The organism is Halopelagius inordinatus, from assembly GCF_900113245.1.
GTDB classification, from domain to species: Archaea; Halobacteriota; Halobacteria; order Halobacteriales; family Haloferacaceae; genus Halopelagius; species Halopelagius inordinatus.
Genome location: NZ_FOOQ01000004.1, coordinates 143,079 through 163,383, shown reverse-complemented (window position 1 = coordinate 163,383; position 20,305 = coordinate 143,079). Strand labels below are relative to the sequence as shown.

Annotated in this window: 11 protein-coding genes; 7 read left to right on the top strand and 4 right to left on the bottom strand. The window is 67.4% G+C overall.

The features are described from left to right. Positions 1–116 precede the first annotated feature (116 nt). Positions 117–4,661 carry a DUF7997 domain-containing protein gene (locus BM167_RS14255; protein ID WP_092893391.1) on the bottom strand — a complete coding sequence of 1,515 codons (4,545 nt, stop codon included), beginning with the start codon at positions 4,659–4,661 and terminating at the stop codon, positions 117–119. A gap of 181 nt (positions 4,662–4,842) precedes the next feature. On the opposite strand from BM167_RS14255, the gene malA reads away from it, so the two are divergent. From malA to BM167_RS14240, 3 genes are all read left to right on the top strand, one after another. Beyond that, positions 4,843–6,870: an alpha-amylase MalA gene (malA, locus tag BM167_RS14250; RefSeq protein WP_281244638.1), complete on the top strand. Its 2,028-nt coding sequence runs from the start codon at positions 4,843–4,845 to the stop codon at positions 6,868–6,870. Positions 6,871–6,928: 58 nt separating this feature from the next. After that, positions 6,929–9,346 (top strand): glucosylglycerol hydrolase, encoded by a 2,418-nt coding sequence (gghA, locus tag BM167_RS14245; protein WP_092893389.1) that lies wholly within the window; start codon positions 6,929–6,931, stop codon positions 9,344–9,346. Positions 9,347–9,422: 76 nt separating this feature from the next. Next, on the top strand, positions 9,423–9,674 hold the full coding sequence (locus BM167_RS14240; protein ID WP_092893388.1) for a hypothetical protein: 252 nt from the start codon (positions 9,423–9,425) through the stop codon (positions 9,672–9,674). 25 nt (positions 9,675–9,699) lie between these two features. Here BM167_RS14240 and BM167_RS14235 read toward each other — a convergent pair whose 3' ends face one another. After that, positions 9,700–12,072 (bottom strand): DEAD/DEAH box helicase, encoded by a 2,373-nt coding sequence (locus BM167_RS14235; protein ID WP_092893387.1) that lies wholly within the window; start codon positions 12,070–12,072, stop codon positions 9,700–9,702. 98 nt (positions 12,073–12,170) lie between these two features. On the opposite strand from BM167_RS14235, the gene BM167_RS14230 reads away from it, so the two are divergent. The 4 genes from BM167_RS14230 (at position 12,171) to BM167_RS14215 (ending at position 15,333) form a co-directional block, all read left to right on the top strand. After that, a complete protein-coding gene (locus BM167_RS14230; RefSeq protein WP_092893386.1) occupies positions 12,171–12,599 on the top strand; it encodes a DCC1-like thiol-disulfide oxidoreductase family protein in 429 nt (142 codons plus the stop codon). Positions 12,600–12,601: 2 nt separating this feature from the next. Continuing rightward, positions 12,602–13,141 (top strand): GIY-YIG nuclease family protein, encoded by a 540-nt coding sequence (locus tag BM167_RS14225; protein WP_092893385.1) that lies wholly within the window; start codon positions 12,602–12,604, stop codon positions 13,139–13,141. 223 nt (positions 13,142–13,364) lie between these two features. Next, positions 13,365–14,159 carry a helix-turn-helix transcriptional regulator gene (locus BM167_RS14220; protein WP_177213383.1) on the top strand — a complete coding sequence of 265 codons (795 nt, stop codon included), beginning with the start codon at positions 13,365–13,367 and terminating at the stop codon, positions 14,157–14,159. A 52-nt stretch (positions 14,160–14,211) separates the two neighbouring features. Next, positions 14,212–15,333, top strand: coding sequence for a pyridoxal phosphate-dependent aminotransferase (locus tag BM167_RS14215; RefSeq protein WP_092893383.1), 1,122 nt, complete (start codon positions 14,212–14,214; stop codon positions 15,331–15,333). Between the two features lie 6 nt (positions 15,334–15,339). Here the strand turns inward: BM167_RS14215 and BM167_RS14210 are convergent, their stop codons facing one another. Together BM167_RS14210 and BM167_RS14205 are read right to left on the bottom strand one after the other, a co-directional pair. Further along, the gene (locus BM167_RS14210; RefSeq protein ID WP_092893382.1) at positions 15,340–18,426 is read right to left on the bottom strand and encodes an FAD-binding and (Fe-S)-binding domain-containing protein; all 3,087 of its coding nucleotides are present in this window, start codon (positions 18,424–18,426) and stop codon (positions 15,340–15,342) included. Between the two features lie 94 nt (positions 18,427–18,520). Further along, positions 18,521–20,248, bottom strand: a complete 1,728-nt coding sequence (locus tag BM167_RS14205; RefSeq protein ID WP_092893381.1) for an L-lactate permease — start codon at positions 20,246–20,248, stop codon at positions 18,521–18,523. Between the last annotated feature and the right edge of the window lie 57 nt (positions 20,249–20,305).

Genomic DNA, 20,305 nt, shown 5'->3' with positions numbered 1-20,305 from the left:
ATCGCCGCGGCGGTCGTAACGACTCACGTCTGACACTTACGTTTTGCGTCGAACCCGCGCGGGGTGGCGGGCCGCGGGCTCCCGGTTTGCGACGACGCGCGGTCGGGTGCGCCGTCTCAGAGAGTAAAGCGGGTGACGTTGGTTCCCGCCTCGGTCAGGCCGCGGTCCGTCGCCGCCGCGACGGTAATCTGGTTCTCCCCGTACTCGATGTCGGGGCGCACCTCGAACTGTCCGTCTTCGGGTTCGACGAGCATCGTCTCGCTCGGCGTCTTCACCGCGACGACTGCGGCGTCGGTCTGCCCGGAGACGACGAGTTTGTCGCCCATGAACCGGGTACTGACCTGCAGTCTGGGGCCGTTCGGCCTGTCGGAGTCGACGTACCGGTCGCGGACGAAGTCGGGCATCTCGACCGGTTCGCCCGCGGCGACGCCGTGTGCGAGTCGGATGTACTGCGCCATCGACCACGCGAGGGGCGTCGCCGCGCCGGTTCCCTCGCCGAACTCCCAGTTGTAGTCCGTGGCGTGTTCGCGGTCCCACACCTGCTCTGAGAGCATCCGACCGGAGTTCGCGAACCCGGCCATCGTCCGCAGGAGGTTGTCGGGCGCAAGCGGTCCCTCGTCGGTTCCCGAAAGGAGTTCGTACTCGCCGCGTTCGCCCGTGAAGATGGGCCACAGGCGGCCCTTTCCTTTGGACTCGACGGACCACGGCGCGCCCTCGTCGCCGCGTTCGCGTTCGCCGTAGCCGTCGCCGTTGTAGCGGTAGAACGCCGGTCCGTGCGGCGTATCGACGCGAATCGTGTCGTCCATCTCGCGGACGGAGTTCTCGATGACGGCGTCGTCGTAGGACTTGATTCCGAGTCTGGTGAGTTCGAGAAAGCCCCCGTCGATAATCTCGCGTTCGTCGAGCGTCGGCCCGTTGTTCGCGAGCGTCCGGAGGTGCCCCGCGTCCGGGTCGCCGTCGCGGGTGACGCGGACGTAATACGGCGTGTGCTCGTGGCGGTCGGTTCCGGTCGTCGTCGCGCACCAGTCCTCGACGCGTTCGGTCCAGTCGTCGGCCAACGCCAGCCAGATGAGGGCGTCTGCGTCGTATCCCTCGTCGATGGCCAACGAGGCGGCGCACGACAGGCCCGCTATCTCCGCGGCGATGGAGGACGGCGAGTAGCCCGCCTCCTCCTCCCAGCGTTCCTGAGCGGTCGGCGGACCGTTACGCGCGACGTAGTCCGCAGAGCGCTTTACGTTCACGTAGTCGTAGTCCACGTCGTCGAAGGTGACGCCGTGTTCGGCGAGCATGTACGCCATCACCGACGGGAAGGAGATGTTGTCCATCTGCTCGCCGCCCCAGCGAGTGCGGCCGTTCAGATACGTGTTCTGCGGGATGAAGCCGCGTTCGTCCTGTTGGAACTCGTAGATGTACTCCAAGGAGTCGATCGCCGTCTCCACGTCGCCGACGGCTTCGAAGACGGTGAACACCTGATACAGGTCGCGCGACCAGACGAAGTTGTACCCGTACCCCTTCGACTCTTCTGAGGTGACGGCTTCGCCCCACGGCACGGAGGGCGAGGCGATGCCCGCGCCGAGGAACGTCTTGTCCTCGACTGCGCGAAGCGTCATCAAGCAGGCGCGGTACTGGTTCGCGAGTTCCGCGTCGTCGGCGACGGACGTCGGCAGTTCCTTGTCCGCGAGGAAGTCGGCCCACGTGTCGGCGTAAGCCTGCCGCACCGTCTCGTACCCGCGGGTGAGTGCGCCCGCCGCCTCGCCGAGTGCGGCGGCGGTGTCTGCGTTCTCTGCGAACCCGAGTGCGAGCGTCTCGGACAGTCGCGTCCCGATGCCGACGCGGCCGACGAGGACGACGTTCTCGTTGTCGATGCCGTCCTGCGGCGTCGGCAGTTCGCCCGCGGAGAACAGCCCCGACAGATGCTCGGACCCGGCGACGCCGACGGTGGCCCAGTCGAACCGACCGGCCGAAGTCATCGCCACGGCGACGCTGTACTCTTCTCCCTCTTCGTCGATGAGGAGCGGTTCCGTCTCGCCTTGCTGGTCGTACGCGCCGGCGTCGCGGGCGACGAGATGGTACGTGCCCATCTGACCGAGGCGGAGCGCTCTGTCCGTCGCGCCCGTGTTCACGAGTGCGGTGTCGGCGACGGAGTACAGTTCGTACTCGTTGCCGTCGTGGGATTCGAAGTTCACGTCCACGAGCAACGCGTCGTGTTCGGGGTCCGTCGCGTACTCGACGGTCAGCGTCCACTCGTGGCCGCGGCCGTCGCCCGTCTCGCGTATCGTGTGCCGGTAACAGAGCGCGTCGTTTTCGACCATCTCGGCGGTGCGTTCGATGGTGTCCGCGTGGTCGTCGCGCCGCGTCTCGTTGTGCGTCCGCGCGGTGTACGTCGAGTCGGCGTCGCCGTCGACCACGAGGAAATCGAGCGTCCGCATGTTCATCAGATCGACCCGCGGGAAGCGAATCTCGGTCAGCGACCCCTCGGTCAGCGTGAACCAGAGGCGCGAGGGGTCCGATTCGGTGTGGTCGGCGACGGTGCCGACGCCGTACTTCTCGCCGGTGGTCCACCGCGGACGGTGTTCCGGCCCCGACGGCGCGGGCTTGGGAGCGGGAAGCGCGTCGTGCTCGTGGAGCACCGCCGTCGCGTGCAGGCGAAGCGCGTGCGACCACCCAAGCGGAGTCGCACTGTCGAACGACCCGTCGTCGAACACCTGCTCTGCGAGGTTGCCCGACTCCGTCGTGAAGGGGCCGTCCTCTCGGAGCAGTTCGTAGAGGTTCGACGCCCGCTCGAAGAACTCCTCGGACTCGTCCTCGCGGCCGTAGTCGTCGAGAAGCACCGCCAGGTCGGCGGCGGCGTTGACGCCCCACGCGGTGGAGACGGACCAGACCTTCTCGTCGTCCTGTCCCGCGCTCCGCCAGTAGTCGTCTTCGAAGCGGATGAGTCCGGCCACCTCGCCGTCGTCGGACTCGCGGTAGAGGTCTTCGAGCGCGATTTCCACGTGCGAGGCCAACCGGTCGAGCGTCCGTTCGTCGACGTCCGCGAGTTCGTCGTACTCGACGACGGCGTCGACGAGCGCGAACGACCCCGAGTCGATGCGCGAGTCGAGTTTCTCGCCCTGCAGGCGGAGGCCGTACACCTCGTAGCCCTCGTCCCACAGGAGGTCGAGCCCCTCGAACACCGCGTCGGCCTGTTCTCGCGCGTGGGTGGCCAGTTCCTCGCCGACCGGCGCCCGAGCGACCGCCGCGTACGCCTGCAGGAACGTCGCGGCCGTGTGGCTGAACCGCCCGACCATGTTCTCCCACGCGTTCTGACATCTCTCGGGGAGCCCGTCGGCTTCGAGCGAGTCGTCGAGTCCCTCGACGCCGCGTTCGACCGTCCGTCGCACGTCTCTGCGGAGGTCGGGGTCGAGTCGGCCGCGCCGAGAGCGCAGGAGCGTCGCGAGGAAGGAGACGACGCTCGCGGTCTGGTCGGCCTGATACTCGGGCTTCTCGGAGCCTTCGACGCGGGCGTGCGCCCACCCCGGGGCGATAGAGCCGTCGACCGCCCACGCGCGTTGCGGCCACGTTCCGTCCTCCAGTTGCGTGTCGCAGAAAAAGCGCGCCGCCGTCGCCAGACCCTCGGTGAGTTCGAGGTCCAACAGGTCGTCCGCGCCGAGGAGGTAGCGCGACAGTTCGGCGTCGTCGCGGAACCACGTGTAGCCGTACCCGCCGGTGTGCGAGTAGAACGGGTCGAACTCCGGACCGGCGATGTGCGACCCCGACGGTGCCGTCAGAAGCGAGAGGGCGCGGAGGTCGGAGCGCACCAACTCCTCGCGGGGGACGTGGTCTGGGACGTACACCTCCGCGCGTTCGCGCGCCGCCGCCCGGATGTCGTCGGAGGTGGCGTGGTCGAGCGCGCAGTGGCGGAGGTCACGAAGCGCCTCCTCGCGCGACAGTTCTCGGTGGTCCGAAAGCTGCGTGACGAGCGTGGTCTGTGCGCCGCGACCGGCCCGTTCGAGAGGGGCGGAGACGACGATGTCGCCGCTGAGGTGCGTGTCCTCGTACTGCTGGAGGACGGCCTCGCGCGGGAACTCGAACACCTCCTCGGAGAGCACCTCCTCGAACCGTTCGGGGACCTGCCCACGGACGTCGTCGAGACCCGTCGAAGCGGTGACGTAGTCGTGTTCGTCCCTGTGGAACACTTCGACCGCCTGTTTGCCCTCCGGACCGCCCTCCTCGTGGATGAGGCGGCCGACGCGCGTCTCTCGGCCCTCGGGGGCGAGCGTGAGAAACGCGGTCAGGTGCGCGTCGGTCGGTATCGCTCCGCGGAGTTCGACGTGCGTGACGTGCGCCCGTCCGAGCGTCAGGTCGTACTGGTGGACGGTGAACTCCCCGGCGTCGTACTCGGTTTCGACGAGGCTCGTCTCTCGATAGTAGTGCTGTCGAACCGGTTCGAGGTCGTCGAACCACTGGGTCTCGCCCCCCGCCTCGATGCCGAAGCGAGAGCGGTCGATGCCGTACAGACCAGAGAGCGAAGACGAGTAGTCACGGAGCGACCCGTCGGCGCCGACGTAGACGAGTCTGTCCCCGTGGCCGGAGAACGCGCCGTCGGCAGTCCGGCACTCCTCTGGGAAGCGCCGCGCGCCGCGGTCGCGCTTGTAATCGTTGAGTGCGGTCCGGAGTCTCATATCATGTGCAGGCGTCCGCCCGAGACATAAGTATTGGCTGATACTGTCCGATAGACGAGAATTCCACTCTATCGGAAACCGCAAACGGCCGATTATCGCCGCAGCGACCGGTTAATCAGGCTCCACAACAATTCTTCGAACAGGAGTAAAGACAAAGGGCCGACGTGCCGTTGGTAGTAGTATGCATCACCCAGGCCCGCCCCGATTCATGGCCGTGGGCGAGACCGTACAACTCGCTCCGCGGGACCCAGACCCCGACGCATCGTACCGGTGGCGAGTACAGAGCGCGCCGGTCAGCAGCCAACTCGAACTCGACGACGACGAGGCGGTACTCGACTTCACGCCCGACGCCGCGGGGACGTTCGTCGTCGAACTCGACGCTCCCGACGGGACGCACGAACTCACCCTCCGCGTGTTCCGCGGCGACATGGCCCCGACCGGCGGTGGCACCGGGTCGTCCGGACAGAGCGGATACAGCGGGTTCCAGAGCGGTCCGACCGAGACGACGCAGCGAAGCGGCGGCGTCTCGGGGTCGGGTTCAGGTGCCGGGTCCGGCGGCGGCGGTGGCGGCCGCCCCCGAATCCAACTCCACGGGTCGGTCGAGGGCGACCACGTCGTCGTCAGCGCGGACCCCCAACCGAACCCCGAGAGCGACACCGACCGAGACGACCTCGTCGTCGAGTTCCTCGTGGACGACCGAGACGGCATCTCCGAGTCCGACGTGGAGGTGTCGGGGTGGGAACTTCGCGTGCCTCTCTCCGCCGTCGGCGACCGCCTCCGCGTCCACGCCGTCGCACTCGCGGACTCCTACAGCGTCCCCGACAGCGTCGAGTTCACGCGCGACGCGATGACCGACGGGGGCTCCGAATCGATGGCGACGGAACTCGTTTCCGACGGCGGCGAGGCGGAATCGGTTCCGGCCTCCGGCGCGGACGCCGTCACGGTGTCGCGCCCGAACGACCCCCCGGAGTGGGCCAAAGAGGTGACGCTGTACGAGATTTACGTCCGCGGGTTCGCCTCCGACGACGACGAGGCAGAAACCACCTTCGAGGCGTTGGAGAAGCGTCTCGACTACCTCGCTGACCTCGGCGTCGACTGTCTGTGGCTCACGCCGGTCCTCCAGAACGACCACGCCCCGCACGGCTACAACATCGTGGACTTCTACGAGATAGCCGAGGACCTCGGCACCCGCGAGGACTACGAGGCGTTCGTCGAGGCCGCCCACGACCGGGGGATGAAGGTGCTTTTCGACCTCGTGTTGAACCACTCCGCGCGCGACCACCCGTTTTTCGAGGACGCGTACGAGAACCCCGACTCGGAGTACTACGACTGGTACGAGTGGAAGGAAAACGGCGAACCGGGCACCTACTTCGACTGGGAGTTCATCGCGAACTTCGACTACACGACCTTGGAGGTCCGCCGCCACCTGTTGGACGCCGTCGACCGGTGGTTCGAAATCGCGGACGGCTTTCGCTGCGACATGGCGTGGGCCGTCCCCGACACGTTCTGGCAGGAGGTCCGCGACCGGGTGAAGTCGCGCGACCCCGAGTTTCTCCTCTTGGACGAGACCATCCCGTACGTCGCGGACTTTCACAACGGGATGTTCGACATGCATTTCGACACGACGCTTTACTTCACGATGCGGCAGGTCGGTCGGGGCCACCAACCCGCGGACGCGCTTCTCGACGCCGTCGACCAACGCTCCGAAGTCGGGTTCCCGTCGCACGCGGCGTTCATGCTGTACATCGAGAACCACGACGAGACGCGCTACATCGTCGAGTGCGGCGAGGACGCCGCGATGGCCGCCGCGGGCGCGTTGTTCACGCTCCCGGGCGTCCCGATGCTGTACGGCGGGCAGGAACTCGGTCAACGCGGCCGTCGGGACGCCCTCGCGTGGGACCACGCCCGCGAGGAGATTCGAGACCACTACCAGCGACTCATCGACGTCCGCAACGAGACGCCGGCGCTCGGATACGAGGGCGCGTTCCGACGCATCGACTACGAGGCCGACAGCGAGGACGCCGTCGCGTTCGCCCGCGACGGACCGGACGAGACGTACGTCTGCGTTCTCAACTTCGGCGACGACGCCGCCACCGTCGGCGTAGACGGGCTTTCGGTCGATTCGACCGACGTGATAACGGGCGACGACCTCGCCGACGCCGACGGACTGCGCGTCGATAGCGTCGCGGTCCACCGCGTCGAGGAGTGAGCATCGACCGCCGACGCGCGCCGCGAGTCCCCCTCCTACGGCCTTCCTTCCCCGACACATGAACCCAGAGCACGACTGCCGACTGCTGCGGGAACCGACAGACGAACTCCTCGCGTGGCACGACGACGTGACGGCGCGCCACGAGTCGGCCTTCGAGGCGGCGACGGAACTGACCGACCGACTCGGCGTCCACGCGGACGGAGACGGAAACGCCCGCGTCGGCTTTTGGACCCCCGAACTCGTCGAAGACGGCGTCCCCGCCGACGACGTGTTTCTCGACGTGTTGACCCCGCCCGAGGGCGTTGACCCGGGCGACACCGACGTTCGGCGCGTCGAGTTCCGCCGCGAACGCGTCCCCCTCGAACGACGCGGCGAGTACCACTGGGGCGTCGTCGCGGGGATGCGACCCGGAACTCGGGAGACGCTCGGGTCGCTCTACCGACTCGCCTACCGCACCGACGACGGGTGGGAGACCGTCTCCGACCCCCTCGCGTACTCGGTTCCGTTCGGCGCGTTCGCCCCGGCGGAGTTTTACGACGTCGAGCGCCTCGACGAGACGCGCGCGGACCGAGAGTACTTCCGCACCCTCGGAACCGACGCGGAACGCGTCTCGACGACCGACGACGACGGCCTGCCGCGCGTCGACCCCGCGGTGAGCATGGTCGAGATTCACCCCGGGACGGCCACCGAGTCGGGGTCGCTCGCGGGCCTCGCGGAAGTGTACGAGGAAATCGGTCGGAAACGGCGCGCGGGCGAGGAACTCGAACCGTGGGAGCGGAACTTCGCGGGGTACGACGCGATACAGGTGATGCCCGTCGAACCCCTGACCGAGAACGAGGAGGAGCACGACTTCTGGTCGGTCGAAGCCGAAAGCGACGACGCCGTGACGGCGGCAGTCTCCCGCCCCGAGATGATAAACTGGGGGTACGACATCGTCGTCAGCGCGTTCTCCGCGCCGAACCCGGCCATCCTCGAATCGGGCCGTCCGGACGAACTCGTGGACTTCATCGCCGCCTGCCACGACCTGCCGCGACCGATCAAAGTCGTCTTCGACGTGGCTCTGGGCCACGCGGACGACAGGGGTGCGGAACTCCTCTCGGACCGCTACGTCCTCGGACCGGGGATGTACGGAAAGCACCTCGACTACACCGAACCGACGGCGCGCGCCGTCTTCTTGGAGATGCAGCACCGCAAGATGGATTTCGGGGCCGACGGCATCCGCGTGGACGGGGCGCAGGACTTCACCTCTCACGACCCCGAGACGGGCGAGATGTACCACGACGACGCGTTCCTCGCTGAGATGGACCGCGTTACGCAGGAGGTTGCGGGCACCGAGTACCGCCCGTGGATGATATACGAGGACGGTCGGCCGTGGCCGCGCGAGGACTGGGAGTTGGCCTCCTCGTACCGCGCACTCGTCGAACAACATCCCCACTCGTTCCAGTGGTCACCAATCACGTTCGCGCACAACACGCCCGCGTTGCTCACCTTCTGGGCGACGAAGTGGTGGCGCGTCCGCGAAATCGGCGAGTTCGGCGGTCACTGGCTGACGGGCGTCGCCAACCACGACACCGTCCGCCGCGGGACGCAACTCGACCCGACGGTGGAGTTCAACCAATCGCCCGTCAACCCCTATCTCGGTGACGACTACCCCGAGACGCTCGACGAGGCGTACGACAATCCCGCGTCGTCGATGCTGTTTCACTGCTTCCTCCCCGGCGTCCCGATGGACTTCGTCAACGCCAACATGCGCGCGCCGTGGGGGTTCGTTCGCGACACCGACGCCGAGTGGAACGTGAAAGTCGTCGCCGACGAGTCGAACTTCCTGTTTTGGCAGGTGCGCGACGAGGACTTCGAGAACCCCGAGTTCTTCCGGCGCGTGAAGGACCTCGGCTTCGAATCCCGCGAGGAACTCAGGACGTTCATGAACGCGCTTTCTGCGGCCGTGGACGCGACGGATTACGACCTCGACGTGATGGCGGCGATGCTGTCGGCGATGGACCAACCGCTCGGAGACGGCCTGTCGGCGGGCGACTTGGAGACGTACGCGCACGCGTGGATGCGGGACGTTCACGACTTCGCGAACCTCTCTGCGTGGCGCGACGCCCAAGACGACGAACGGACCCGACTTTCCCTCGCAGTCCGCGAGTTCCGCCACGACAGACCGTGGCTTCGCGCCGACCTGCGCGAGGACGACTACTTCACCTACCGGCACCCGACGGAGGGGACGGTGCTCTACTACGGACTCCGCACGTCGCCGTCGGGCGACGAAGAACTGCTCTTCGCCGCGAACATGGAGGGCGTCCCGGTGACCGTCTCGCCGGAATCGCTCGCGGCCGACGCGGTAGACGACGAGAACGCACCCGCTATTCCGACCGACGGTTGGGAAATCCTCCTCTCTGCGCCCGACGTAGACGGAGGTGCGGCGGTCGAACTCGCCAACGCGGACGCCGCAGTCTGGCGGCGCGTCCCGTAGGCGGCCCGTCCGAACCGTCGGTCCGACGCCGGTCGGTCGTAAATGTCGTGTACGTGCGACACACAACACACTCGTAGTGACCGAGACGTACGTCTGTCCGAACTGCGGCGCGAGAGAGCACCGTCAGTACCGCGTCCGACTCATCATTCTGACGTGCCCCGAGTGCGGCCAGAACGGGAGCTTCCTCAACGAGACGCTCGTCGAACTCCTCGACGATATCCCGGAAGACGAGAGGCCCGAGGAGTGGACCGAACTGCCGGCAGACCAGAGACTCCGCCGCGCGATGAAACGGGGGCTGCTCGACACCGACGAAATCTGGTTCTTCTGACCGAAATCGCGCGCCGCGGGCCGTTTCAGTCGTCTGTGAGCGCCGCGAGCAACTGGACCGCCTCCGCCTTCGAGAGGGGGTCGTTCGCGTTACCGCAGTGCGGCGACTGCACGCAGGCGGGACAGCCGTCCTCGCAGTCGCAGTCGGCTATCATCCTCCTCGTTCGACCCATCAGCGTCTCCACCTCGTCGTATCCGCTCTCGGTCAGACCGACGCCGCCGGGGTAGCCGTCGTAGACGAAGACCGTCGGTCGGCCCGTGTGGGGGTGGTGCGGCGTCGAGAGGCCACCGATGTCGCCCCTGTCGCAGAGAAACGACAGCGGGAACAGCGAAATCATCCCGTGTTCGGCGGCGTGGATGCCGCCGTTGAAGCCGTACTCTCCCCCCTGTTCTCGCATCGCTCTCTCCGCGTCCGCTGGGACGGTGAAGTACAGCGCCTTCGTCCGGAGCGTCGTCTCCGGCAGGTCGAGCGACTCTCGTCCGATGGCCTCGCCCCGTTTGGGGTCTCTGCGCTCGAACCCCGTAATCCGTTTTCGCATCGTCACGTCGGCGAAGCGGACGGCGGTGTCGGGACGCGCGGACAGTTCCTTCGAGCGCAGGTCCTCCTCTACGGTGACGGTCTTGTCGTGGAGGACGCGGGTGTAGTAGTCCGCCCACGTCGGTTGCACAACCGCCGTGTCGCGGTCTAAATCCAGTTCCGTCACCTCGTACGACTGGCCCTGATGGTGGTATATCGCGCCGCGGTGGGCGTCTCGCAGGGCGTCCTCGAACGAGAGCGAGGCGATGACCTCGTTCGACCGGCCGTCGAGGAGGTCCACCTCCCGACTCTCGATGGTCCGCAGGCTCATCTCGTGTTGCGGGCTGCCGTCGCCCGAGTGAATCCAGCGCAGTCCGCCGTCCGTCTCCCTGCGGGAGAGTTCGCCCGCCGATTCGAGCGCGGAGACCACGCCGGGGAACGTCCCGCCGAAGTGCGCCTCGTCCGCCCGCGAGAGCCAGTTCTCCGCGGCGGCGCTCGCTACGTGGTCCGGCAGCAGTTCCTCGTTTTCGGGGTTCGAGATGGCGCGTTCCGGCTCTCCACCGACGGACGAGTCCGTCGAGCCACCGCTCGCGTCGCTCGCGGTGACGCCGAAGAACTCCTCGGGGTGGTTCATCAGGTACTGGTCGAGTTGGTCTTCGCCGCCGACGAGGACGACGAGGGCGTCGTCGTCGCCGCGTCCGGCGCGTCCCGCCTGCTGGAACGCCGACATCCGCGTGCCGGGGTAGCCGTCGATGAGGACGGCGTCCAACCCGCCGACGTCGACGCCGAGTTCGAGGGCGCTCGTCGACCAGACGCCGGTGACGCTCCCGTCGTGGAGCCCCGACTCTATCTCCCGGCGCTTCTCGTGTCCCAGCGCGGCTTGGTACGCCGCCACGCCCGCCGCCGTCTCGCGTTCGCCGCGTTCGCGCAGGTCCTCGGCGCTGTCGGTGGCGTAGCGTTCGGCCGCCTGCCGGGCGCGGGTGAACGCGAGCGTCTGGTACCCCCGAGAGAGCAGGTCCACGAACAGGTTCTTCGTCTCGACGTGGCTGGAGCGCCGTCGCCCGCTTTCGCGACTGCCGTCGCGGTACTCCGGGGGGTTCCAAAGCACCCAGTGCGTCGCGCCGGTTCCGCTGGTGTCCTCGTCGACGAGGCGGAACGACGACTCCTCGCGGCCGGTGACGCGGGCGGCGTGTTCGACGGGGTTGCCGATGGTCGCAGAACAGCAGACGTACTGCGGGTCGCTCCCGTACCGTTCGCAGACGCGGTTCAGTCGCCTGAGGGTGAGCGCCACGTGACTGCCGAAGACGCCGCGGTAGCCGTGTATCTCGTCTATCACGACGGTTTCGAGCGACGAGAAGAACCACTCCCAGAGGCGGTGCGCGTGCGGGAGAAGCGCGTAGTGAAGCATGTCGGGGTTCGAGAGGAGGACGGTCGGACGGCGCTTGCGAACGTCGCGTTTCTCCGTCTTCGAGAGGCGACCCGTGTACTGGTCCACCGAGACGCGACTGCCGAACCCGAGGCCGCGCGCGAGAGCGGAGAGGCTCTCCGATTGGTCGGCCACGAGGGCGTTCTGCGGGCCGAGATACAGCGTCCGCCCGCCGTGGTCCATCGCGCGTTCGAACGCCGGGACGGTGTACGCGAGGCTCTTTCCGCTCGCCGTCTGCGTCGCCAACACGGCGTTCTCGCCGCCGCGGACCGCCTCTATGGCCTCGACTTGGTGGCGGTAGAGTCGGTCGATTCCCTCGTCGTCAAGCGCCGACGCGAGGCGCGGTTCGAGGTCGATATCGCCGAACTCCGGGGCGCGTTTCTCGACCCGCCGGTGGTCGCGTATCTGGCCCTCGTAGTACGGTCTATCGCGGAGCCACGTGACGAGGTCGTCCACGTCCGTCCTCGGACCGACGCCGTCGTGACGCTTTCGGTCGTCGGAGTGTCACCGGTACTCCCAGCACGGTTTTCTTCGCTCGGTCCGAACGGTCCCGCATGGACGAGTACGACGCCGTGCTGATATACGACGGCGAGTGCGCTTACTGCTCTATCGCCGCGAAGGCGCTTCGGAAACTGGACCGCGTCGGCGCGATTTCGTGGTACGATGACGCGTCACAGGCGTTCTTGGAGGCGCAGTTCGGCGAGACGCCGTTCGCCATGTTCCTCGTGGACCGTCGCGAGGGGCGCGTGTACGCCGGCGGCGACGCCGCGGAGGAACTGGCCGACCGCGCCGGGACGCCCGGAATCGTCGGCTCTCTCGTCCGCGACAACTACGACCGAATCGCCGCGACCGTCGGCGCGGTCACCGGCCGTGACCGCGACCCGGACGACTACCACGAGACGTACCCGCTGGCGGACGAGGCGAGAGCGCTGTTCGATGGCCTCCTCGAATCGGCAGAAGAGCGACCGGAGGCCCTCTCGTAGACGTGTCTCGGGCGGGGCGCGGACCGGTCGTCGTAGACCCCGAGGCGATACGCGCGGGCGACGACGAACTCGGTATCGGAGACGGCGACGCCGCGGGTGGAACGTACTCGCTCGTCTACGAACTGGAAGAAGCGGCCCGAATCGACGTCGGCGCGTTGGGCGACTGCGCGTTTCCGGCGGGCGCGTACGCCTACGTCGGAAGCGCCCATGGGTCGAACGGTCTCGGACGGGTCGCGCGTCACCGCCGCGTCGCGTCGGGCGACCACGACGTCCGTCACTGGCACGTCGATTATCTCGGCGGCCACCCCGAAAGTACGCTCGTGTCGGTCGTCGCGTCGCCGAACGCCGATATCGAATGTCGCGTCGCGCGTCGCCTGCGTTCGTCGGACGCCTCCCCGTCGGCGGGCGAACGTGAGCCACTCTCGGTCCCCGTCCCTCGGTTCGGGTCGTCGGACTGCGACTGCACCGCCCACCTGGCGTCCGGAAGAGACGCGGAGACGGTTCTGTCTGCTGTCGTCGAGTCTTTCGAAGGGAAAGAGTAGAGAGTCCCTTCAGACCGACGCCCCAGTCCGGGCAGGCCGAGGCTGTCGGCGTTGCCGGTTGAGTCAGAGGCACCCCGGCAGCCAGTGTTTACGCTTCGACCGTATTTAATTCATCTGCCGACACTCCGCACCGCTATCCGGTTATAGTATATGTAATTTTCTCCCCTTTTATATGCTCAGTCGGTTCCAACTTTTTTACCGGCTCGCCGTGGATACCACCAACATGCCTCCGGAGGACGCCTCGTCGGTTCTCTCTATCCTCGGTCGGCGCGAGAACGTCCTCCGTCAGATCGGTCCGGAGGAGTGCCGAAAGCGGGAGTTACTGGACGAACTGTCGGTCTCTCGGTCGACCGTCGACCGCGCGGTTCGGGAGTTGGTCGACGCGGGACTCGTCGGTCGGTCCGACGACGGGTACTACCGGACGGTCACGGGCGAGTTGACTCTCCGAGAGTACGACCGCGCCGTCGGCCGCATCGGCGGCCTCCTCGACGCCTCCGCCCTCTTCGACGGACTCGACGGCGAGGGCGACGCCGACCCCGTTCTCTTCGACGGCGCGACGGTCGTAGAGGCCGAACCGCTGTCGCCCTCGGCAGCGATAGAGTCCTTCGTCGACCTCCTCGAACGGTCGTCGTACGTCGTCGGATTCGTCTCGGCCGTCTTCCCCGCGCAGGTCGAGGCGTACCGCGAGCAACTCGTCGACGGAGACCTGACCGCCCGGATGCTCGTCACGGACTCCGTCTGTCGGCGTCTCGTCTCCCAGTACGCCGACGCCGTCCGAGACGGCTTCCGAACCGGACGCATCGACATCAGACACGCCGCGGAACTGCCGTCGTACACGCTCGTCGTCGGGACGACGCCGACTCGCGCGGAGGCCGTACTCGTCGCTCACACGGCCAACGGCCTCCGAGGCGTCCTCCGCAACGACAGCCCCGAGGCCGTCGAGTGGGCGCGGCGGCGAATCGCCGCCCGGTGGCGCGAGTCGGCGTCGGCCTGCCCGCCCGGACTCGCCGACGACTGACCGCCGACCGCTACCCGAACACCTTACTCCGCAGACGGGGAAGTTCGCTCCAATGTTCCCGACGCTCCCGTATCTCGAATGGATCGACGGCCGCCCGGAGGCGGCCGAACACGACTTCGCGTCGAGCGACCTGCGGGCGTCGCCGGACGACGGGGGCGTCGTCCCCGAATCGCTCCGCGACCGGTCGGTGCCCGAGGGGACGACGCTCGAAGCGTTACTCGCAGACGAGTACGGTGTGGACGAAGAGGACGTGCTGGTGACGGCGGGGGCGACGCAGGCGAACTTCCTCGCCGTCGCGGCGGCCGTCGAGTCGGCGTCCGATTCGAACGTCGAACGGCGGCCGCAGGTCCTCGCCGAGAAGCCGGGCTACCAACCGCACGTCGTCACGCCGGAGGCACTCGGCGGGCGCGTCGACCGGTTCGTGCGCCCGGACGACGAGGGGTCCGTGCTCGAACCGGGGCGCGTCTCGAACGCCGTCACCGACCCGTTCGCACTCGCGGTGGCGACGAACCGACACAACCCGACCGGGAGCCTCACCGACCGCGAGACGCTGGCCGAGGTGGCGCGGGTCTGTGCCGACGCGGACGGCTACCTCCTCGTGGACGAAGTGTACGCGCCGTACGTCGACGGGGAGAGAGCCGAGGAGTCGTCGGCGCGCGCGTTCGGCGGTCCGACCGCCGCGGGCCTGCAGAACACCGTCGTCACCGGGTCGCTCACGAAGTTCTACGGCCTCGGCGGTCTCCGAATCGGATGGCTCGTCGGCCCGACGGAACTCGTCGAACGCGCCCGGGCGGTGTCGTATCACTTCTCGTCGGTCGCAGAACCCAGTCGCCGCCTCGCGGCGCGCGCAGTCCACCACGCCGAGGACCTCACGGCGTCGGCGCGGGACCACCTCGCGGCGAACCACGACCACCTCGATTCGTTCGTCGCGGACCACGACGGACTCTCCGGGCGCGTCCACCCCGACAGCCCGTTCGCTCTCCTCTCGCACGCGGCGGCCACCGGCGACGAGTTCGCCGCGGCGGCGTGGGACCGTGGGGTGTTGGTCGTCCCCGGCCGCTTCTTCGACCGACCGGACCACGTCCGCCTCGCCCTCGGACAGTCGCCCGAGGCGGCCGCCGCCGGACTCGACGCGCTCTCCGACGTCGTCGCGTCTCTCGGAGACGAGGCGTAGACACCCTCAGACGAGGGCGTCGGCAAGCATCTCGACCGGGTGCGGCGGTTCTTCGTTCTCGCCGTCGAACTCGCCTATCTGGGACCGGCAGGACGCGCCGGGCGCGACGACCACGTCGCCGTTCGACTCATCGAGTTGCTCCGAGAGCATGCCGCCGATGGCCTTCGACATCGAGTAATGTTCGGCCTCGTAGCCGAAACTCCCGGCCATGCCGCAACACGTCGAGTCCACCGGGTCGACCCGGTAGCCGACTCGGTTCAAGACGCCGACGGCGTGGTGGTCTTTCTTCGTGGACTTCTGGTGGCAGTGACCGTGGTACGTCAGTTTCAGCGAGGGCGCGTTCGGGTCGAGCGACGACGCCTCGACGAGTCCGAACGAGTCGAAGTACTCCATGACGCCGTAGGTGCTCCGCGCCACCGCCTCGGCGTCTTCGCCCGACAGCAAGTCGAGGTAGTCGTGTTGGAACATCACCGCGTCGGACGGTTCGACGACGACCACGTCCCACCCCGATTCGACGAGGGGGGCGAGAGCCTCGACGTTCTGCTCTGCGTCGCGGCGCGCCTCGTCTACGAACCCCTTCGAGTGCGCGGGGCGGCCCGACCCGGCGACGCCGTCGGGTATCCGGACGTGGACGCCGACGGCTTCGAGGGCGCGGACGGCCGCTTTGCCCGCCTCGGGGTGGTTGTAGTTCGTGTACGTGTCCGGGAACAGCAACACCTTCCGGTCCGCCTGCGCTTCGGGGACCCCGGACCGTCCCCGTTTTTTAAACCAATCGGCGAAGCTCTCGCGGTGGAACGTCGGTAGTTCGCGTTCCTTCGCGATGCCGAGCGTCTTCTCCATCACCGTCCGCGCGCCGGGCACCTTCGACGCCGCGTTCGAGAGGGGCGCGAGAGCGCTTCCGACCTTCGAGAGCGTGTCGATGTTCGCGAACATCCGGTCGCGAAGCGACGCCCCGTTTCGCTCGTGGTACTCGTGCACCACCTCCGCTTTCATCTTCGCCATGTCCACTTCGCTCGGGCAGTCTTTCGTACAGCCCTTACAGCCGATACAGAGGTCCATCACCTCGGTGACGAACTCGTCTTCGAACATCTCCGCTTCCGAGAGGCCGCCGCTCATCGCCTGACGGAGCATGTTCGCCCGCCCGCGGGTGGACTGTATCTCCTCTTCTGCGGCGCGGAACGTCGGGCACATCACGCCGCCCGTCGTCTCCTGCGGGCCGCGACAGCCCGCACATCCGTGGCAGAGTTCGACCATGCCCTGAAAGCCGTTCTCGTTCTCCCAGTTCAGCGTCGTGTCGAACTCCGCGTCGAACTCGTAGTCGGGGGAAAACCGGAGGTTCTCCGCCATGTCGTGGTCGCCGCAGACGTTCCCCGGGTTCAGGAGCCAGTCCGGGTCGAACGCCGACTTCAGGTCGCGGAACGTCCGCCAGAGGTCGTCGCCGTACAGTTTTCGGTTCCACTGGGTGCGCGCGCGGCCGTCGCCGTGTTCCCCCGAAACCGACCCGCCGTACTTCACGACGAGGTCTGTCATCTCGTCGGCGATGGCCTCGAACTCCGCCAGTCCCTCGACCGTTTTGGTGTTGACGAGAGGGCGGATGTGGAGGACGCCCGGCCCGGCGTGCGCGTAGTAACTCGCGAACGTGCCGTGGTCGTCGAGTATCTCCTGTACCTCCGAGACGTACGCCGGGAGGTTCTCCGCCGGGATGGCGGTGTCCTCGATGTAGGCGATGTGTTTCTCGTCCGTCGTCCGCGACAGGAGGATGGGAAGGCCGGACTTGCGCATCTTCCAGAACTGCGCGCGCGTCTCGGCGTCGTGCGCCTCCATCGCCGTCAGCGCCGTCACCGGTTTCGTCGTCGTCTCGTGAGCGTCCTCGGAGGGGGCGGCCGACGACTCCGCCGCCGGGACGCGGTCCGCGACGAGGTCAGCCACCTGTCGTCTGCCGTCGTCGTCGTCCTCGGCGTAGAACTCCACGAGGAGGACGGCGTCCGTCCCCTCGGGGAGCATCCCGACCACGTCGCGGAACTCCGCGGTATTTCGCGCGAGGTCCAACAGCACGTCGTCCATCACCTCCACCGCCGCGGGGCCGTGTTCGAGGATGGGTTCGACGTCCTCCATCGCACTCACCACGTCGGGGTACGTCAGAAGCGCCACCGACGCCGTGTTCGGAATCGGTTCGAGCGACACCGTCGCCTCCGTGACGATGGCGAGAGTCCCCTCCGACCCCGCGAGCAACCGCGCGAGGTTGACCGTCCCCGGTTCGCTCTCGGGGTCCGGGCCGGAGTCGTCCGGCAGTCGCCGTTCCCCCCGCATCTCGTCGACCAGCATGTCGAGGTTGTACCCCGAGACGTTCCGCTTCAGGTCGGGGTACGCCTCGGCTATCTCCTCTGCTTTCTCGTCTAAGACGCGCGCGACTTCGGCGTAGATGCGCGCTTCCAAATCTCCCTCCGGGTCGCCCTCTTCGCGAAGCGTCTCGACCGATATCTCGCCGAAGGTGGTGACGGTGCCGTCCGCGAGGACGACTTCCGCCTCTTCGAGGTAGTAGTCGGTCTTGCCGTACTTCAGCGAGTGCGACCCCGTGGAGTTGTTGCCGATAGCGCCGCCGAGAGCGGATTTGTCGCCCCACGCCGGGTCGGGTGCGAACTTCAGGCCGTGGGGTTTCAACTCCGCGTTCAGGTCGCCCAACCGGGCTCCGACCTGCGCGCGGGCCGTCTCGGCGTCGGGGTCTATCGACCGCACGTCGTGCATGTACTTCATCAAGTCGAGGACGACGGCCTCGTTGACGGTCTGTCCGGCGAGACTCGTCCCGCCGCCGCGGGGGAGGACGGGTATCTCGCGGCGCGCGCAGTACTCCACGACGGCGACCACGTCCTCGGTGGACGTCGGCATCACCACCCCGATGGGCGTCTTCTCGTACGCCGACGCGTCGGTGGCGTACTGCTGTCGGGTGTAACTGTCGAACCGAACGTCGCCCTCGACTCTGTCTTCGAGGTCCGAGACGAGGCCCGGCCGGTCCACGTCGTCGCTCACGTAGTCGTAGTTCGCCCTCTCGTCTGCCGACGGGTCGCGGGCGGTGTCGCGCGTGTTGGAGGCCATCTGTCTACCAGCGTGTTAGGCAGTGTCGTATAAAAATGCGGAGTGTGATTTCCGTCCGCGTCGCACAGACAGCGTCTCGGCGCGTCGTCCGGTCTCAGAACACCCCCGGGAAGAGGACGTAACTGAACAGCAACGCCAAGAGACCGGTGAACGTCGCGTAGTACACCAACGGGATGAGTTCGAGTCTGATGACTCGGCCCTCCTGTCCGACGAGTCCGACGACGGCGAGGGCAGCGACGACGTTGTGGACGGCGATGAGGTTACCGATGGCCCCACCGACCGCCTGCGCACCGAGCATTATCGTCTTCGGCGTGCCGATGCTGTCTGCGACGCCGTACTGGAACGTGCCGAACAGGATGTCGGAGACGGTGTTCGACCCGGCGAGGAACGCGCCGAGTGCGCCCACCCACGGGGCCAAGAACGGGTACAGCGCGCCGGTGAAGTCCGCCATCGTGTTCGAGAGGACGATGAGCATCCCCTCGCTACCGGTCGCCGTTCCCGACTGGAGCATTATCTGCACCGTCGCGACGGCGAACAGTAACGCGACGACTGCGGGTGCGACCTTTTCGAGCGTCTCCGTCCACGCGTCCTTTACCCCCTCGCCGTCCATGCTGTGGAACGGAATCGTCACGAGGTGGACGGCGAGGAACATCGCGCCCGGCAGGTAGAGCAGTTGGATGCTGTCGCCGAGACTCGTCCCGAGGATGCTGTTCCACTCTAAGACGAGCGTCGAGGTCAGGAAGTTCGTCAGGGGGTCCCAGACGCGGGTGACGACGAGGAGCGCGGCCAACACGACGTACGGCGTCCACGCCTTCGTGAGCGACATCTGGCCGTTGCCACCCTGCACGACGCCGCCGTCGGCGGCGACGCCGACGTCTCGTCCCGTCTCCGTCTCTCCGGGTTCGATGTCGCCGACCCAGTGGTCGGGCCACATCTCTCGGGGAGCGAAGTCCCAGTCGTCGTCGGGGTGGAAGTAGCCGGCCTTCAGAGCGCCGACGGTCACCACGAGTCCGACCATCGAACCGAGGAGGCCGGGGAACTCCGGTCCGAGGAAGTAGGCCGTGAGCCAGTACGGGACGGCGAACGACGCCCACGCGAAAAGCGTCAGCGGTAGCACTTCGAGCGCCGGTCGGATGGACCGTTGCTCGCCGAAGAAGCGCGTCATCATCGCCACGCCGATGAACGGAACGGCGATGCCGACGATGACGTGGTACGAGGCGGCGAAGACGGCGATGTTGCCGACCCACCCGGCGACGGTCATCCCCTGCGCTTGGACGGCTTCGTTGACGAAGCTCACGTCGCCGAAGACGTCTATCATCCCGATGATGAGGGGCGTACCGACGGCCCCGAACGTGATGGCCATCAGGTTCCCCGTCAACGCGACGACGACGGCGGCCAACGGCGGGAAGCCGAGGCCGACGAGAAGCGGTCCGACGATGGCCGCGGGCGTCCCGAACCCGGCGGCCGCCTCGATGAACGACCCCATCAGGAACACCAACAGGACGACCTGCACTCGCCTGTCGTCGCTGACTGCGGCGAAGCCGCGGTTGATGGCGTCGAAGGCACCCGTCTGCTTCAGCGTGTACAGAAGCAGTATGGCGCCGAAGACGATGTAGAGGATGTTCGAGGCGGTGATGAACCCGAGGATGCTCGACGCGGCGATCCACGTCGGAGACATCCCCCACCCGACGATTCCCGCGCCGATGGCGACGAGCCACGCCACCGGCATCGCCCGCGTCGCGGGCCAGTAGAACCCGACCATCAGAACGGCGATGGTGGCGAGTGGAAGCACCGCGAGCAACAGTTGCGTCATGGTCGCCATCAGGAACCACCCCCGTTGTCCGCTTCGGCGAGTTCGTTCCTGCCCGATGCTGTCGCC

Bases quoted from the DNA above. Each gene is read 5' to 3' on its own strand.
- BM167_RS14255 (WP_092893391.1), bottom strand. From the start codon at position 4,661: ATGAGACTCCGGACCGCACTCAACGATTACAAGCGCGACCGCGGCGCG.
- malA (WP_281244638.1), top strand. From the start codon at position 4,843: ATGCATCACCCAGGCCCGCCCCGATTCATGGCCGTGGGCGAGACCGTA.
- gghA (WP_092893389.1), top strand. From the start codon at position 6,929: ATGAACCCAGAGCACGACTGCCGACTGCTGCGGGAACCGACAGACGAA.
- BM167_RS14230 (WP_092893386.1), top strand. From the start codon at position 12,171: ATGGACGAGTACGACGCCGTGCTGATATACGACGGCGAGTGCGCTTAC.
- BM167_RS14220 (WP_177213383.1), top strand. From the start codon at position 13,365: ATGCCTCCGGAGGACGCCTCGTCGGTTCTCTCTATCCTCGGTCGGCGC.
- BM167_RS14215 (WP_092893383.1), top strand. From the start codon at position 14,212: ATGTTCCCGACGCTCCCGTATCTCGAATGGATCGACGGCCGCCCGGAG.
- BM167_RS14210 (WP_092893382.1), bottom strand. From the start codon at position 18,426: ATGGCCTCCAACACGCGCGACACCGCCCGCGACCCGTCGGCAGACGAG.
- BM167_RS14205 (WP_092893381.1), bottom strand. From the start codon at position 20,248: ATGGCGACCATGACGCAACTGTTGCTCGCGGTGCTTCCACTCGCCACC.